Source organism: Cupriavidus sp. GW823-FHT06D04 (assembly GCF_058795055.1).
The window spans coordinates 673660-690140 of record NZ_JBXAHL010000001.1 but is presented as its reverse complement, the minus strand read 5'-3'; the positions used below and the strand labels follow the sequence as shown (position 1 = coordinate 690140).

The following is a 16481-nucleotide window of genomic DNA, read 5'->3' as shown; positions in this document are numbered from 1 at the left end:
ACCAGTACCGGAGGCATGCGTGAGCTCCTGGCTGCGTTCCTATACCCCTTTCAGCTGTCGGAAAAAGACACAACAGTCGATGTCATACATATGCAGTATGCCTGCGGAGAGTGCCACGTACAGTATCGAGTGCTAAAGGCTGGCGACGCGAACGGCCAGACACATGCCAGAACGTTCGGCAACGAGAGCGATACCCCGATGCGGTTTATCGGATGGGATGTTGTCGTGCTGCACAAGGGGTCTGACAAACCGCTGCTCAAATATCGGAATGTCAGCGCCTTGTCTGCCGAGGCTTGCGCAAGTCCCGTGCTTCGCCTGAGGGGGCAATTCAAACGTAAGCTGCTCTACACGTTTCTTTATTCCGGAGGCCGGTACGATGGCATATATTTTGATGCGCACACCGCTTCCATCGTGCCGCAAGACCGCCATGGCTGTAAGGCGAATGGCGGGGCATCGATACGATAGCCGTTCATCTGTAGCGCTCCGATGATCCGCCGGGCCGGTTCTCCAGTCGCGCCCGACATGCTCGCGAGGTTATGCGGCGAATCCGCAATTGTTTGTGCCGCGATAAGTGGGGGGGGGCTGGGTCGAGGCCGCGATGCGTGCCGTTGTCGGTGCGCAACTAAAGTATGTGGAACGATCGATTTGCCCCCATCCGCTCTCCTATTTGCTCGCCGCCTGCACTGCCTGCTCCACCAGCGTCGCAAACAGCGCATGAAGATGCGTGGTCGGATGGACCTCATCAGCAAACATATAGGTCTGATCAGCGTCCGGCACCGTGTAGGTCTTCGGTGAGCAGAACAGCGAACTCACTTCGATCTCCTTGGACAGAAGCTGCAGGTTGCAGCCGGTCCCGGTATTGCTGACCTGGAATCCCTTCTCCTTGAAATGGGCAAGGACATCGTTGATGAAGCCGAACTGATCAATGTTGATGACCTGGTTCTGGATGCCTGCAGTCTGGAGCGCGTTCGTCAACGCAGAATTGAAGGTGAGCGTCATCCCGGTGAGAAGGGACCCGAGGCTGTTGTCGCTGACCCCCAACGGCGACACGCCGATATTGCCAACGTTTGAGACAACGACATGCTTGGCACCGGATTGGAGGATCTTTCCGACGATTGCCGCCAATTGCTGCGCGGCAAGCGTCACGGCCTGATTCGCATCACCAAGTGTCTCACTTCCTCCTACAACCGCGTCGGCGTGGATCAGGATATCACTGCCGCCTCCCTGGACAAGAACAAGCTGGCCGTCATTGAAGTTGCCGTGCGCTGAAAGGTGGTTTTGCAGCTGCGTTGCAATCGGCACCGTCAACGCGCCGAGTCCATTCGCCTTGAAGTTGATGCCATTGGGATCCGTTACACGGGCGCCTCCCTGGGCGTAACCCAATCCGTCTGCGTGATTCCGCACTGGCGCACCATAGCCACCGGTTTGCGCCGCGGTCAGTGTCCCGCCGAAGAAGTTTGCAACATCCTGGGTCCACACCTGCCCAGGGTTGGTGGTGAAACGCCCGCCGCCGACCAGTTGCGCAACTGGCGCATAGGTTCCTACATCAGAAATGCTGTCGCCAAACGACACCACCTGGAATTGGAGAGGCGGATTGACAGCTGGTTTCCCGTCGTCACCTCCGCCGCAGGCGGCGAACAGTGCCACAGTGACACATAGAAGCCCTGAGCGGACGAGATCGAAAAGGGATTGATGGCGTGCTTTCATGGGAACCGTCCAATGGTAAGTGCCCCAGTCGTTCGCGCCCATCAAGGCGCCAATGGAGTGAAACGCGCTTGTATGACGTAACAGACAAAGAAACCGCCCCTTTACTGTCAGTCAGCAAAGTCTTTACGCGCGCTTGCTCGACTTCCCAGGCCTGGAACCGCAGCCTCGACAGTTGCCTTGTCACTAGCGGGGCAATCGAACTCTGTTTAGTACAAAGCTATTGGGTTTCACGGGAAAGGCAAGTGGAATAGAAGCAGGCAGCAGCCAGGGCGTTGCGAGCCGCAGGCGTTTGCCCAACGACTGCTAAACGCTGTGTACAGGTGGAGCCCCGGCTGCCACCAGGGACGCTCGATGCGCCGTGTAAATAATGCTCGCTGCACGTGCGAGATGTTTCATGACTGAAGCATTGTTAATTCCGTGCAGACCAGACTTCAAGCGCGATGACTTGGTATTGCCATGGCAGCGCCTACGATTTCCTTCAACGACGGCTGATGACCGGCCAGGCGGGTTTGGAAAGTTGTCGAGAGTAGAGCGAGATGTGCGATGCCGGGATCAGCTGAACGCCCCAACCGACTCAAGCCAGTGCAGTCCTTTGAGATGATGCGCGAAGGCGCGCCGATGCTCGGCGACTTCAGCCTGCAATGCCTGGCCCAGGGGGACTCCTGGTTCTCCATTAATACGTTGAGGCCGTTTAGCGGCTCAAATCTGCTGATGAACATGTGGCTGTCGCGCAGCGCCATCGCCGTGGATTGCGCGGATCCTGGCGATACCCTGGCGCATATGCTCGACAGCCGCCAGGATCCCCTGTTCTACAGTTTCCTCGTCGGTCCGCACGACCAGGCCTGGAGCGTCATCCTGTTGTCCGGTGGCGGCAATGACCTGATCGACGCCATCCAGACCACGCCGAACGATGCCAACGGCCATCGCAGGCCGCCCAACGACAGACTGCTGTTGACCGAAGATGAATGGGATGGCCCTGACGCGATCAGTACATTTATCTCCCGACCGGGCTGGATTGCATTCACACGGTATATGCTGGACCAGTACCGAGCCCTGGATTTCTTGCGCCGGATCAGCGCGCAGAACCAGAACACGCCGATCATCACGCACACCTACGACTACGCCACGCCGCGCAACAGCGGTGCGGGGCTGGGCCGTGGGCCATGGTTGTTTCCGGCGCTGCTGGTTTATGGCATTCCCGAGGGAAATTGGATTGACCTGGCCAATGAATTCACCGACCGACTTGCCGATGAAGTCATTCGCCAGGCCGGTATCCCGAATTTTCATGTGGCCGAGACGCGCGACACGCTGGAGCCGGCCGGGACCGACGACGATGGCGCCACGGCAGACTGGGAGAACGAGATTCACCCGACTGCGGACGGCTACGGAAAGCTCGGGGTAAAGTTCGTCGACAAGATCGCGGAGGTTCTCCATATTCCCTGAGCGAAAGCTCGCAGTTCCACCGTCGACGCGTGGTCTGGTCTGCCAGTCACGCCGGACACCCTCGCGAGGGTTGCGCGGGAAATCCGCAGTTGCTGACGCCGCTTGATAAGTGGAGAATCAGATGGCGCGCGGTACCGCATTCCAAGGCGCCCGTAACGGTTTCCTCTTCCCTCAATCCGTAGCTCGCCCCCTGCGACGACGCCTGCATTAGCGCCGACCATCGTGACGTCCTCACCCCCCTTGCGCACCACCCGCCTGCATTTTGACCTCACCACCGTCCAGCTTTTCATCGCCGTGGCCGACGCCGGCAGCATTACCCGCGGCGCGGAGCGTCTCCATCTGGCCCCCGCTGCCGCGTCAAGACGCGTGCTCGAACTGGAAGCCCAACTAGGCGTCTCCCTCTTCGAACGCCTCCCCCACGGCATGGCCCTGACCGAAGCCGGTCGCGCACTGCTGGCCCACGCCCGCGGCATCACCCATACCGTCCAGCGCATGCAGGACGACGCCGCCTCCTTCGTCGGCGGCGACCTGGGCGTGGTCCGGGTAGCGGCGCCAAAGTCCGCAGTCATCCAGTTCCTCCCCTTCGACATCCAACGCTGCGCCGTCGCCTGCCCCGGCGTGCGCATCGACCTGCAGGAAATGAACAGCGCGGAAGTCCAGCAGTCGCTGCGCCGCGGCACCGTGGACATCGGCATTTACGACGGCAGCTTGGGCGTGATCGACCTGCCGACCGCGCCCTATCGGAATGACGAACTGGTCCTGGTGGTGGCGCGCGGCCATGCGTTGGCGCGGCGCCGCAAGGTCACGCCGGACGACGTGCTGGACTGCGACCTGATCGTGCTCAGCGAGAGCTCGGCGATCTCGATCGTGCTGGAGCGGCTGGCGGAGGAGGCCGGCCGCGTGCTGCGCATGCGCATGCGCGTGGGCGGCTTCGACAGCATGGCCGCGCTGGTGGCGCAGAACCTGGGCGGCGGGGTGATGCCGGAGGCGATTGCGCGTGAGGTGGCGGGCGGCAGCCGCTTTGTGCGGCTGCCCATTGCCGCGCCCTGGGCGCAGCGGCAGTTTGTGCTGTGCCATCGGCCCCATGGGACACTTTCCTCGGCGGCGGTCAGCGTGCTGGCGGTGCTTGCGCAAAACGCGAAACCAGAATCCCCCAAATAGCGATAGCCCGCGGCGGATGCATTGCGGATGATGGCTCCATAACTACAGGACGGAGACACGCAATGCAGCGCAGACAATTCATTCTGGCGGCAGCGGCTGGGCTGGTGATGCCCAGCCTGGTGCGAGCCGCCGATATCGCCGGCCCGGTGCGCATTGTGGTGGGCTTCGCCCCCGGGGGCGGCACCGACGTGCTGGCACGCGTGATCGGGCAGAAGCTGGGGGTCATGTGGAACACCAGCGTGCTGGTGGAGAACAAGCCCGGCGCCACCGGCGCCATCGCCGCCGCCTATGTGGCCAAGCAGCCGCCTGACGGCACTACCTTGCTGATGGCGCATGTGAACAGCCACGCGATCGCCCCGGCGCTGCTGGACGTCAAGTACGACCCGCGCACCGACTTCACGCCGATTTCGATGGTGGGCGTCACGCCCAATATGTTGACCTGCCGTCCGGAACAGAAGGTGCGCAGCGTTTCGGACATCGTGGCGCTGTGCCGGCAGAAGCCGGGGAAGATCTCCTTTGGTTCGTCCGGCATCGGTTCGGCGCAGCACCTGGCGCTGGAGATGTTCCGGTTGCAAGCCAGGCTCGACGTGGTGCACGTGCCTTACAAGGGCTCGGGCCCGCTGGTGGCGGACCTGATCGGCGGGCAGATCGACTATGCGTTCGACACCATGACCGCCGCCACGCCATTTATCCAGCAGGGCAAGGTGATTGCGATCGCGCAGACGCGCCTGAAGCGCGCGGCCAGCCATCCCAATGTGCCGACGCTGGCGGAGTCCGGCTTTCCCGGGCTGGACGCGGCGTCGTGGTACGGCCTGGTGGGCCCGAAGAATATGCCGCCGGCGCTGGTGCAGCGCATGAACGCGGACGTCAACCGCGTGCTGGCCATGCCCGACGTTGCCGAGCGGCTCAAGAGCTTTGGCGCCGAGGACTCCGGCGGCACCAACCAGCAGTTCGGCGCATTCATCGCCTCTGAGTCCACCAAGTGGGCCAAGGTCGTGAAGGAGGCCGGCGTAAAGGCCGAGAGCTGAGCGCTGCAAGACGATGGCCGAGAGCCGACGCACGCGCGCACGTTGCCCCATCCATTTATCCAGGAAGAAGCACCCCATGACAGATTTCCGCGACTCCGGCGCACAGGCGCCTGCCTCCACCTTGCCGCTGGCCGGCGTGCGCGTGCTCGACGTCAGCCAGGTCATGGCCGGGCCCTACGCCTGCATGCTGCTGGCCGACCTCGGCGCCGATGTGATCAAGATCGAACCGCCCGATGGAGGCGACCAGACGCGCGGCGCGATGGGCTTCAAGATGAAGGGCTCGGACAGCATGGGGTTCCTCAACATGAACCGCAACAAGCGCAGCGTCACGCTGGATCTGAAGACCGAATCCGGCCGGCAGGTGCTCTATCGCCTGGCGGAAACGGCTGACATCCTGGTGGAGAACTACCGCCCCGGCGTGATGAAGCGGCTGGGGATCGACTACGAGACCCTCGCCAGGATCAATCCGAAGCTGGTCTACTGCAGCATCTCGGGCTTTGGCCAGAGCGGGCCGTGGGCCGGGCGGCCGGGCTTTGACCTGATGGCGCAGGCGATGTCGGGCGTGATGAGCGTCACCGGCTACCCGGGTGGCGCGCCGGTGAAGGCGGGCGTGCCGGTGGCAGATATCGGCTGCGCACTGTTCGCGACCTACGGCATGCTGTCTGCCTACATCGGCGCCAGGGAGACGGGCAAGGGGCAGTATGTCGATGCGTCGCTGTTCGATTCCGCGCTGGCGTTCTCGGTGTGGGACACCTGCGAATACTGGGGCACGGGCCGCGAGCCCGAGCCGCTGGGCACGGCCAACCGCATGAGCGCGCCCTACCAGGCGATGAAGTCCGCCGACGGCTACTTCGTCATGGGGGCCACCAACCAGAAGCTGTGGCAGCTGCTGTGCAACACGCTTGAGCGGGCCGATCTGCTGGCGGACGAGCGCTTTGCCACCGTGGCGCTGCGCCTGGCCAACCGGCAGCAACTGATCGCGACGCTGGAGGCGAGCTTCGTCAAGGAGAGCAGCGACTACTGGATCGAACGCCTGCTCGGCGTAGGCATCCCGGCCGGGCCGATCCTGACCTACCCGCAGGCCTTCGACAGCGAGCACGGCCGGCACCGCCAGATGCGCATCGAGATCGATCATCCGATCGAGGGCAAGGTGCCCAATATCGGCTTCGCCGTGAAGATGGGCGGCACGCCCCAGCAGGTACGGCGCCCCCCGCCGCTGCTTGGCCAGCACACGGAAGAAATCCTGGCCGAACTGGGTATTCCGAAGGACGAACAGCAGTCGCTGGCTGTAGCCGGCGCATTCGGATCATGAAGGCCGCGCTGCCGCCGGAAGGCGGTTCCGGCAACGACGGACAGGTCACGCTCACGATGCAGGGGCAGGTCGCGACGCTGACGTTCGACCGTCCTGCCGCGCGCAATGCGATGACGTGGGCCATGTACGAGCAACTCGGCACGCATTGCCGCAGGCTTGCGGCGCAAGGCAATGCGGGTGCGCGCGTGGTGGTGCTGCGCGGCGCGGGCGGTGAGGCTTTTGTTGCCGGTACCGACATCGCGCAGTTCCAGCAGTTCTCCAGCGGCGACGACGGGGTTGCCTACGAAGCGCGTATCGACGAAGGCATCCGCCTGGTCGAGCAACTGCCGATGCCAACTGTGGCGGTTATCGAAGGCTGGGCGGTGGGCGGCGGCCTGGCTATCGCTACTGCGTGCGACTTCCGTGTCGCTACTCCCAAGGGCCGCTTTGGCGTGCCGATTGCGCGCACGCTGGGCAATACGCTGTCGGCGTTGAATCTTGCCAAGCTGCGAGCGGCCTGGGGGCTGCAGCCGGTGCGCCGCATGCTGCTGCTGGCGCAGATCCTCGACGCGGACGCCGCGCTGGCCTGCGGTTTCCTGGAGGGCGTATATGCCGCGGAGGCGCTAGAGGCCGAGGTCGCTTCGCTATGCGACCGGCTTGGCGCGCTGGCGCCTGTCACGCAGACGGTCGTTAAGGAGGCGTTGCGGCGCCAGACCGTGCAGTCGGTGGCCGACACGGACGATCTGGTGCGGTTGTGCTATGGCAGTAGCGACTTTCGTGAAGGAGTGGATGCGTTTGTGGGCCGGCGGTCGCCGGTGTGGAAGGGGAGTTGAAAGTCGGGGCCTGGTACGCTAGCCGCCGGTGTTTCACAACTGAAACGATCTGGCCGATTTACCGCGCAACCGACACACCGGGCAAGCGTCACGCACCCGCCCGTCAGCCTCCCACCACGGGTGGTCCGTGATATGCATCAGATTATTGCTTCGGGCGATGAAGACGCTCGAGCCTGCATGCCTGAACCTGTGCCATGCAGTGGATGTCTCCAGCGCGGCTGGTGGCGGAATCGGGTGCCAGATGGCATCAATGCGGTCTGTGCCGTCACCGCTCCGGCTGTCTGGTTGCCGTCTCAGGAAGGAGCGCGCCATGAAAAACAAGCTTCCCCCGATTGCCACACTGGCCTTCGGCGTCTGCCTGACGATGTCTGCGGCATTGGCTGCCCCTGCGGGCAGCATGATCAAGGTCACCGCCGACGAGATCAAGGCGGACCTGCCACTGATACCGGGTGCCAAACTCGCCGTTCTCGAGGGGCAGATGGACAAGAAAGAGCCGTTCACGGCCCGGATCAAGCTACCCGCGGATGCTAAGGTGGCAGCGCACTGGCACCCAGGCGTGGAGCGGGTGACCGTGCTTTCAGGGACGTTCAACTATGGCATGGGCGACAAGCTCGACCCGGAAAAGACCTCGCCGCTCGGCCCCGGCAGCCTGATTGTCATGCCACCCAAGATGCACCATTTTGGCTGGACGAAGGACGAAACCATTATCCAGATCAATGCGACGGGGCCCTGGGCTTTCAACTTCGTCAACCCGGCTGATGATCCCAGGAAGAAGAAGTGATGCCTGGTGCCGGGCGATCCGGGCGAGGCAACATTCGGCACACCGCCGGATAGGCCGGGGCAGCTTTCGGGCTGGCAGATGCCGTGGGGCAGGGGGCTACGGACGTGCTCCAGCGCCTGCCTGTCCAGGAGACCGGTGACATCGCCGAACTCCTGCCGCAGCGCTGGATATCGGCCCCCTCCACCGCCGTACTCAACTGTTTGGAGGATTCCATTCAGACAGGATTTGCCGATACTTCGATGGATTCAGTCCGGGCGCATTGGCCAGGAATCCAGGCAAGGGGTAACCATGGCGATATTCCTGAGGTTGGCCGCAGGCTTGTTCCTGATGTCTCAAATTGGCGCAAGCAGCGGGCAGGACCAGGCGCGCATCGCGCGTGGCAAATACCTGATGGAGGGGGTGGTGGCTTGTGGCAATTGCCATGTTGCCCGAGCGGAAAATGGGGCGCCTGTCTTCTCCAGGGGCCTGTCGGGTGGCATGGTCTTCGATCACCCGCCGTTCAAGGCGTACGCGGCCAACATTACGCCAGACCCTGAGACAGGGATCGGCAAGTGGACCGATGCACAGCTCGGCAAGGCGATCCGCGAAGGTATCCGGCCGGACGGGACCATCATCGGTCCGCCGATGCCTATCGAGTTCTACCGGCGCATGTCTGACGCAGACCTGGCAGCGATCATCGCCTATCTGAGGGTACAGCCGCCCGTGAAGAATACCGTCAGGAAGTCCGAGTACAACATCCCGTTGCCGCCCAGCTACGGCCCGGCTGTGAAAGGCGTTAGCGCGCCCTCGCCCAAGGAGACGATCACGTATGGCCGGTACCTCGCCGATATCGGGCATTGCATGGAATGTCACACGCCGCGGGATGAAAAGGGAGAGCTGGTGCTCACGCGTCTGGGCGCCGGCGGCCAGGTGTTCAAAGGTCCTTGGGGCGAGAGTGTGGCACGCAATCTGACTCCCCATGAGAGCGGGCTCAAGAACTGGAGCAAGGAAGAGATCGCCCAGGCCATCCGAGGCACAGGCAAGAACGGCATGCACTACAAGCCGCCCATGGCGTTCGACTGGTACAAGAACATCAGTGGTGCCGACATGAACGCGCTGGTCGCTTACCTTGGCTCGCTCAAGCCGCAGCCATTCGGCGGCAAGGAGTAACCGGCCCGGCCGCGTCGACAAATCTCTGCGCGCTGCCTTGCGGGATCTTCGTCTCCCAATACCGCTGCGCTAGGCAAGTATTGCGCTCCGGCCCGTTGGCTGTCTCATTCTGCCAGCGCGCAGGAGATCCGCATGATGGCAAGCCCTCGACCAGCGTAGCAAGATGCTGGCTACGACTTCGTTTCCGCCGATTCCAGAGTCCTCTCAACGCCCGCTCGGGCCAGTCCAAAGACAATGCTCCGATCCACTCGGATTGTGCTTATTTTCTGGTGTCACTTGACAACCAGTCATTGCCCATCTAGTGGACGTCAAGCTTGAGTACAGCGGTGATTTGGCCATCATGCGCTTCCGCGTGCGGGTGCCGGCCAGCGGCGGGAAGAAGAAAGTGGACGCAGCCGGGCTGGAGGTCTACCGGGTGGTGAATGGCAAGATCCGCTCGAAAGAGGCCTACTGGAAGCAGGTCTCCTGGCCGGACGCCAAGTAAGCGCGACGGGCTGGTGCAACCGCGGCCTGTCGCGGTTGCCTCCACACACTCATGCGGCGTGTAGCGCCGGCGGGAGTTCCAGCAGCAACGGCTGCGCCAGCGTGCGCTCCTCGCAGTTGTTGCCATCCCCACCGCGATCGATCACGGCAAAGCGCGCCGGCACGCCCACGGCCAGCAGCATGTGGTGCCAGACGCCGCGGCGGTAGTTGACGCCCTGCCGCCCGTTGGTGATGAAGGCGCGCAGCGAAGCGGGATCCAGCACGTCGCCAGCTGGCGCCACCACGATCACAAAGGGCTGCTCCGATAGCGGGATAAAGGCCTGGCTGCCGAGCGGATGGCGTTCCAGCATTGCGATCTCCAGCGGATACGCGTAGGGCTTGGCCTCGAACAGGTTGATCAGGGCCCGGCCACCTTCCAGTTCGACGGCAGCCAGGTCGTGGTGTCGCATGACCATGCCGCCGTTGATCGGAAAGGCGCCGGGGTCGCCGGCTGGGCGCGCCTCGATCACGTCACCGAAGGGCGCAAAGGCGGCCGCGCTCAGCGGCAGCGGATGCAGGCGCACCATGGCTGATGCCATGAGCGGGGGCGTGGTTCCCATCAAAGTCTCCTAGCTGAAGGTCGGGCCGGCAAGCGGCTGTCTGCCCTGTGGCACGCATCATGTGGGCCAGCCTCAACTGGTCGGACCAGTTGTGCCGGATTTTGCAGCAAGTCTCGATTTTGCACAAGCGGCGGAGTTTGGTGCGATCCCCACGCAGCGGGCACTCTCGCCAAAATCGGCCTGCAGATACGGGCTTTCCCCAGTCCAATCGCTCCTTGACACCGGCAAGGTGCCTCCCTACCATTCGGCATCTACTGGTCAGACCGGTATGACGATTTGGCGTCGTGCCGGATGCGATCCAGGCTTTGCCACGCCGATGACTCGAACAAAACCAAGGAGACTTCCATGATTCCGACTGAAACCGCCCATGCCGGGCCGGATGCCATTTCCGTGCCGCAGGCGCAGGCGCAGGCACAGGCCAGGGAGGACGCGGTGTACCGCAAGGTGGCCTGGCGGCTGTTGCCGTTCCTGATGCTGTGCTACGTGGTGGCCTACCTGGATCGGGTCAACGTGGGCTTTGCCAAGCTGAGCATGCTGGCCGACCTGCAGTTCAGCGAGGCGGTCTACGGGCTGGGCGCGGGGCTGTTCTTTATCGGCTATTTCTTCTTCGAGGTGCCCAGCAACCTGCTGATGCACCGCATCGGCGCCAAGGCCACCATCTCGCGCATCATGATCCTGTGGAGCCTGATCTCCGCGGCGATGATGTTCGTGCAGACCAGCACGCAGTTCTATGTGCTGCGCTTCCTGCTGGGCGCGGCGGAGGCGGGCTTCTATCCCGGCATGATCCTGTACCTGACCTACTGGTTCCCGTCGCACCGGCGCGCGCGCATGGTGGCGCTGTTCATGGCGGCGATTCCGATCTCGGGCATCTTCGGCGGGCCGCTGTCGGGCTGGGTGATGGAGGCCATGCACGGCGTCAACGGCCTGCGCGGCTGGCAGTGGATGTTCGTGATCGAGGCCGTGCCGTCGCTGCTGGTGGGCGTGGCCGTGCTCTGGTACCTGGACAACAACATCCAGTCGGCGCGCTGGCTGACGGCCGATGAAAAGGCGCTGCTGGAGCGCAATATCGCCGCCGAAAACGCACAGAAGTCCGCCCATATGTCGCTGCGCACGCTGGTGACGGACTCGCGCGTGCTGAAGATGACGATGATCTGCTTCTGCACGGTGATGGGCCAGTACGGGCTGACTTTCTGGCTGCCCACGCTGATCAAGCAGACCGGCGTGAAGAGCGTGCTGGACGTGGGTTTGCTGACCGCGATCCCGTTTGGCGTGGCGGTGTGTTCGATGATCCTGGTCAGCCGTAGCTCTGACCGCATGCGCGAGCGCCGCTGGCACCTGATCGTGCCGTTCTGCTGCGCGGCCACGGGCCTGGTGCTGAGCGCGGTCTTCAGCCATAACACTGCGCTGTCGCTGGCAGCGCTGGCGTTGGCCGCCGGCGGCAGCCTGGCTACCTCGCCGCTGTTCTGGAGCCTGCCGACGTCCATCCTGTCGGGCGTGGGCGCGGCGGCGGGCATTGCGCTGATCAACTCGTTCGCCAACCTGGCCGGCTTTATCAGCCCGTACATGATCGGCCTGATCAAGGATGCCACCCGGAGCACGGATGCCGCGATGTTCGTGCTGGCAGCGGTGCTGCTGTGCGGCGCGCTGCTGACCTATTCGGTGCCGGCCAGGCTGGTCAACAAGTAAGGGGCAGGACAGGCCGGTTTGTCGGCTAGAATTTCCGGCAACCGGCTTCGCGCCCCTTGTGCGTCACCTCTTACTGGTCACCCCCCCTCACGTATGACAGGATCTTCCACCTCCGTCGCCAACCAGGCTGTCAGCCTTATCCAGCAATGGGTGCGCGACGGCACGTTCCCCGCGGGCACGCTGCTGCCGGCGCAGCGGGAGCTGGCGGAGAAGGTCGGCATCAGCCGCGCGTCACTGCGTGAGGCGATCTCTACCTTGCAGGGAATGGGCGTGGTGGTGTCGCGCCCGGGCAAGGGCGTCTACGTGACGGCCGCCGGCGACAGCGCCGCAGCCACGCCGCCCTGGCGTTTTGCGGCCACGCATTCGCTGATCGATATCTACCAGTTGCGCTTCGCGCTGGAAGGGCTGACCGCACGGCTGGCCGCGCTGGCCATCTCCGAGAACGAGATCGAACAGCTGCGCCAGAACGCGGCCACGATGCAGCGGGCGATCGAGGCGGATGCTTATGACGAAGCCTCGCAGCTCGACTATGAATTTCACACGTTGATCGTCACGGTGTCCGGAAACCAGGTCATCCGCGAGATCCTGCGCGAAAGCGCCGAGGTGATGCGCGAGAGCCAGCGCCTGCCGTACTACCGGCGCGGCGCGCGCAATGCCACCTTCACCGAGCACAGCGCCATCATAGAGGCGCTGGCCGCCCGCCAGCCGGAGCAGGCGCAGCGCGCGATGGAGCGCCACATCATGCTGGCGGCGCGCCGTGCAGGCGTGCATTTCCCCACGGGGGACGAGAAAGAGGATTGAGCTGAGCGGGTGTCAGCCCAGCCGGAACACCCCGACCGCCCGGTTCAGCCCCTCCGTCTGCTGCCGCTGCACCCGCGCAGCTTCGGCGGCACTGGCCACCAACTCTGCATTCTCCTCGAATGCCGCCTGGATCTCCGCCACGCGCCGGGCCATGCCTTCGATGCCGCTGCGCTGGTTGTCGCCCAGCGTCGCCAGTTCCTCTACCAACGTGGCAAGCTTGCCGATGCTGGCCACCACCTCGTTCATGGTCTCGCCGGTATGGCCGACCAACTCGGTGCCGGCGTGGGCGCGTTCGACCGAGGTATTGATCAGCCCGCGAATCTCCTTGGCCGCGGCGCCACAGCGATGCGCCAGTTGCCGGACCTCGCCAGCCACCACCGCAAAGCCCTTGCCGTGGTCGCCCGCGCGCGCGGCCTCCACGGCGGCGTTCAGCGCCAGGATATTGGTCTGGAAGGCGATGCTGTCGATCACGCCGATGATCTCGGTGATGCGCCCGCAGGCCTCGTTGATCTCGCCCATGGTGTGGATCACCGACAGGATCTCGCCGCTGCCGCGCGCGACCACGGTGCTGGAGGCCCCGGCCAGTTCGCAGGCGCCGCGGGCCTGGTCGGCGCTGGCGCGGGCGGCCTGGGTCAGCGCCTGCATGTCCTGCATGGTGTGCGCCACGGTGCGAGCCTGTTCGTCGGTCCGGCGGGCGACGGTGGCGCTGGTGTCCAGGATGTTGCCAGCCGCGTTGGCCACGGTACCGGCGGTGTTGCGTACCTGCAGCAGTGTCTGGCGCACAGTGTCCAGCGTCTTGCGGAAGGCGCGCGCGAAGTCGCTGTCCGGGTGGGTGCCATCGGCGGTCAGCGTCAGGTAGCCGGGTTCGCGTTCGATGCCCGCGGCCAGGGCGCTCAGTTCATCGGTGGAGTGGGCATCGCGCTCCAGCCGCCACGCGATCACGCACAGCACGCCGGTCTGCACGATGACGAAGGCGGCGTGGAACAGCACCATATTGAAGCTCGGGTCGGTGAAGCAGATGGTGTTCCAGCCCCACTGCTGGAAGAAGTTGAAGCTCAGGTGATGCAACGCGATCACCGCCGCCGCCAGCAGGATCACGCGGAAGTCGCGGTAGGCCAGCAGCAGCGACAGCGAGACGAACACCAGGAAGTGGAATTCCACCTGCCCGTGCGCCTGGTGGATCAGCAGTGCGACGAAGATCATCAGCAGCACGGCCATCGCCAGCCGCGTAGCCAGGCGGGCGGGCAGGGTGACCGCCATCAGCGTGCCGAGCAGCGCCATTGGCAAGCCCAGCGCCAGCGTCAGCCCGGTCGACCCATAGTGATTGCCGACGATCAGCGACAGGAGGCTCAGCACCCACAGCATGGCCGTCATCAACTGGTCTGCGCGGCGGTGCACGCCTTGCAGCAGCGGGGTGTGCGGCGCGGCTTGCGCAGAAACGGAACTGCCCGCGGCACGGCGGGCAGGGATGGTCGCGGACAGCCGTCCGGTCAGGGCGTGGTCAGCGCTGATCATGGTTCCCTCGCAGCGTAAGTCGAGAAGACGCTGCACCCCGTTCGCCTGATGGCTAATTGTTCTAATGTCTTACTTTATGGTGTTGCGCGGCTGATTATATCGACGCCTATCGGCTGCGACAGGCCATGGCGCAGCCGCGCAACACCGCGGGAAAATTGCTGCAATTGAGTGATGTTCAGAGCCGGCGCCAGGCGCTACGATGTGCCGGCGCGGCCCGCGGCGCTGCTTCAGTCGCCATGCCTCAGTCCAGCCGGATATTGTTTTCCTTGATCACGTTGCCCCAGTACGCCTGATCCGCTCTGGTCGCCGCCGCGAACGCCGCCGGCTGCGTCGTCTTGACGATCAGCCCCAGCTCGGCCAGGCGCTGGCGGATCTCCGGCGCGGCCATCACCGTTTCCACATCGGCCGAGATCTTGTCGACGATGGCCTGCGGCGTGCCGGCGGTGGTGAACAGGCCAAACCAGGCCGGGCCATCCAGCCCCTTGTAGCCGAGTTCCTGGAAGGTTGGCACATCCGGCAGCATCGGCGCGCGGGTATTGCCGGTAACGGCCAGCGGCTGGAGCTTGCCGGTGCGCGCATGCTGACGCACGGTCATCGGCGACAGCGTGCCCAGCGAGATCTGGCCGCCGATCAGGTCGGTGGCGATGGGGGCTTCGCCCTTGTACGGGACATGGACCAGCTGGGCGCCCGCGCCCTTGAGGAAGACCTGCATGTAGAGATGGGCGCCGGTGCCAATGCCATAGGTGCCATAGGAATACTTGTCGGGCTGGGACTTGGCCAGGCTGATCATCTGCGGCAGCGTGCGCGGCATGGCGCTGCTGGCGGTTAGCACCAGGCTGGTGGTGCATAGCTGGCTGATGGCGGTCAGGTCGCGCAGCGGGTCGAACGGCGGCTTGGCCACCATATAGGGCGTCTGCACCAGGCTGGGCAGGGCCAGCAGCAGGGTGTAGCCGTCCGCCGGCGCCTTGGCGACCACGTCGGCGCCGATCATGCCGCCCACGCCGGGGCGGTTCTCCACGATCACCGGGCGCTGCCACAGCTTGCTGAGCGGGTCGCCCAGCGCGCGCGCCAGCACGTCGGTGGCACCGCCGGGCGGGTAGGGCACGACCAGACGCACCGGGCGCGACGGGTAAGCCTGCTGGGCCCGCGCCCGGTTGACTCCAAGGGTCGAGGCGGTGGCGGCCAGGGAACCTGCTCCCAGCCAGTGCAGGACTTTGCGGCGGTCGGCTTGCATCGTGTTTCCTCCAGTCGTTGACATCGTGTCGGTGCGCGGTACGGGTGCGCCAGGGCGCCAGTGACCACGGCAACCCGCAGCCTACGAGGCAGCGCCATGCCGGGGCATCGGCGGGATGGACGAAAAGAGTGGGGAGTACTTACCCGGGGGCATGTGCGGGAGGGTTTATGCGGCAGTGCCGCAATCCGAACCGGCGTTTCCCTTATGATGGGCGCCGCCGCCGTCTCTGCCGCTTGCCTGCCTGATCCCGTGCGGCGCCCGATCCATTTCTTGCTTGTTCCATCATGGCCCGCCTCAAACTCGACCTGCCTGCCGACCAGTTCTGCTACGCCACGCACCTGACCGTGCGCGTGACCGACATCAACTCGGCCAACCACCTTGCCAACGATTCGATGATCTCGATGATCTCCGAGGCGCGGGCGCGGTTCCTGTATGAATTCGGCAGCGAGGATGTTCGGCAGGAAGGGGTGGGCATCATCGTGACCGACCTGGCCACGATGTACCGCAACGAGGCACATGCGCGCGACCAGCTGCAGTTCGAGGTGGGGGTGATGGACTTCAACAAGTACGGCGGCGACATCATCTTCCGCATCACGCGGCCGGCCGATGGCGCGCTGATCGCGATGGCCAAGTCGGGCTTTGTCTTCTTCGACTACGTGGGGAAGAACGTGGTGGCGATGCCGGAGGGGTTTGCCGGGCGGTTCCCGAAGGTGAACTGGGTCGAGTAACCGCCAGCGTGGGGGGGTTTTCCGGCCGAGAAAAAACGCCCT

15 protein-coding genes are annotated in these 16481 nt (G+C 64.3%); 11 read left to right on the top strand and 4 right to left on the bottom strand.

From position 1 onward, the window contains the following. Positions 1–663: 663 nt before the first annotated feature. Positions 664–1707, bottom strand: a complete 1044-nt coding sequence (locus tag AC1Q7H_RS03250; RefSeq protein WP_041228469.1) for an SGNH/GDSL hydrolase family protein — start codon at positions 1705–1707, stop codon at positions 664–666. 597 nt (positions 1708–2304) lie between these two features. Between AC1Q7H_RS03250 and AC1Q7H_RS03245 the strand changes: the two genes are divergently transcribed. The 8 genes from AC1Q7H_RS03245 to AC1Q7H_RS03210 all read left to right on the top strand — a co-directional run bounded on the left by AC1Q7H_RS03245 (position 2305) and on the right by AC1Q7H_RS03210 (position 9877). Further along, on the top strand, positions 2305–3150 hold the full coding sequence (locus tag AC1Q7H_RS03245) for a hypothetical protein (RefSeq protein WP_492380952.1): 846 nt from the start codon (positions 2305–2307) through the stop codon (positions 3148–3150). A gap of 222 nt (positions 3151–3372) precedes the next feature. Further along, the gene (locus tag AC1Q7H_RS03240; protein WP_211980310.1) at positions 3373–4311 is read left to right on the top strand and encodes a LysR family transcriptional regulator; all 939 of its coding nucleotides are present in this window, start codon (positions 3373–3375) and stop codon (positions 4309–4311) included. 62 nt (positions 4312–4373) lie between these two features. Next, positions 4374–5339 (top strand): Bug family tripartite tricarboxylate transporter substrate binding protein, encoded by a 966-nt coding sequence (locus tag AC1Q7H_RS03235; protein WP_492380951.1) that lies wholly within the window; start codon positions 4374–4376, stop codon positions 5337–5339. Positions 5340–5415: 76 nt separating this feature from the next. Continuing rightward, positions 5416–6651: a CaiB/BaiF CoA transferase family protein gene (locus AC1Q7H_RS03230; protein ID WP_013958024.1), complete on the top strand. Its 1236-nt coding sequence runs from the start codon at positions 5416–5418 to the stop codon at positions 6649–6651. Continuing rightward, the gene (locus AC1Q7H_RS03225; protein WP_153954187.1) at positions 6648–7463 is read left to right on the top strand and encodes an enoyl-CoA hydratase/isomerase family protein; all 816 of its coding nucleotides are present in this window, start codon (positions 6648–6650) and stop codon (positions 7461–7463) included. Before AC1Q7H_RS03230 ends, AC1Q7H_RS03225 begins: the two co-directional genes overlap by 4 nt. Positions 7464–7773: 310 nt before the next feature. After that, positions 7774–8244, top strand: a complete 471-nt coding sequence (locus tag AC1Q7H_RS03220) for a cupin domain-containing protein (protein WP_492380950.1) — start codon at positions 7774–7776, stop codon at positions 8242–8244. 288 nt (positions 8245–8532) lie between these two features. Further along, on the top strand, positions 8533–9393 hold the full coding sequence (locus AC1Q7H_RS03215) for a c-type cytochrome (RefSeq protein ID WP_211980307.1): 861 nt from the start codon (positions 8533–8535) through the stop codon (positions 9391–9393). A 301-nt stretch (positions 9394–9694) separates the two neighbouring features. Next, positions 9695–9877, top strand: coding sequence for a nuclear transport factor 2-like protein (locus AC1Q7H_RS03210; RefSeq protein ID WP_148271590.1), 183 nt, complete (start codon positions 9695–9697; stop codon positions 9875–9877). A gap of 49 nt (positions 9878–9926) precedes the next feature. On the opposite strand, the gene AC1Q7H_RS03205 is transcribed toward AC1Q7H_RS03210, so the two are convergent. Continuing rightward, on the bottom strand, positions 9927–10475 hold the full coding sequence (locus AC1Q7H_RS03205; protein ID WP_013958019.1) for an ureidoglycolate lyase: 549 nt from the start codon (positions 10473–10475) through the stop codon (positions 9927–9929). A gap of 348 nt (positions 10476–10823) precedes the next feature. Between AC1Q7H_RS03205 and AC1Q7H_RS03200 the strand changes: the two genes are divergently transcribed. After that, on the top strand, positions 10824–12161 hold the full coding sequence (locus AC1Q7H_RS03200; protein ID WP_492378458.1) for an MFS transporter: 1338 nt from the start codon (positions 10824–10826) through the stop codon (positions 12159–12161). Positions 12162–12254: 93 nt separating this feature from the next. Next, positions 12255–12962, top strand: coding sequence for a FadR/GntR family transcriptional regulator (locus AC1Q7H_RS03195; RefSeq protein WP_013958017.1), 708 nt, complete (start codon positions 12255–12257; stop codon positions 12960–12962). Positions 12963–12974: 12 nt separating this feature from the next. Here the strand turns inward: AC1Q7H_RS03195 and AC1Q7H_RS03190 are convergent, their stop codons facing one another. Both AC1Q7H_RS03190 and AC1Q7H_RS03185 read right to left on the bottom strand, forming a co-directional pair. After that, positions 12975–14477 (bottom strand): methyl-accepting chemotaxis protein, encoded by a 1503-nt coding sequence (locus tag AC1Q7H_RS03190; RefSeq protein ID WP_211980304.1) that lies wholly within the window; start codon positions 14475–14477, stop codon positions 12975–12977. 241 nt (positions 14478–14718) lie between these two features. Further along, positions 14719–15711: a Bug family tripartite tricarboxylate transporter substrate binding protein gene (locus AC1Q7H_RS03185; protein WP_211980303.1), complete on the bottom strand. Its 993-nt coding sequence runs from the start codon at positions 15709–15711 to the stop codon at positions 14719–14721. 284 nt (positions 15712–15995) lie between these two features. On the opposite strand from AC1Q7H_RS03185, the gene AC1Q7H_RS03180 reads away from it, so the two are divergent. Continuing rightward, complete coding sequence (locus AC1Q7H_RS03180; protein ID WP_013958014.1) at positions 15996–16439, top strand: thioesterase family protein; 444 nt, start codon at positions 15996–15998, stop codon at positions 16437–16439. Positions 16440–16481: the final 42 nt, after the last annotated feature.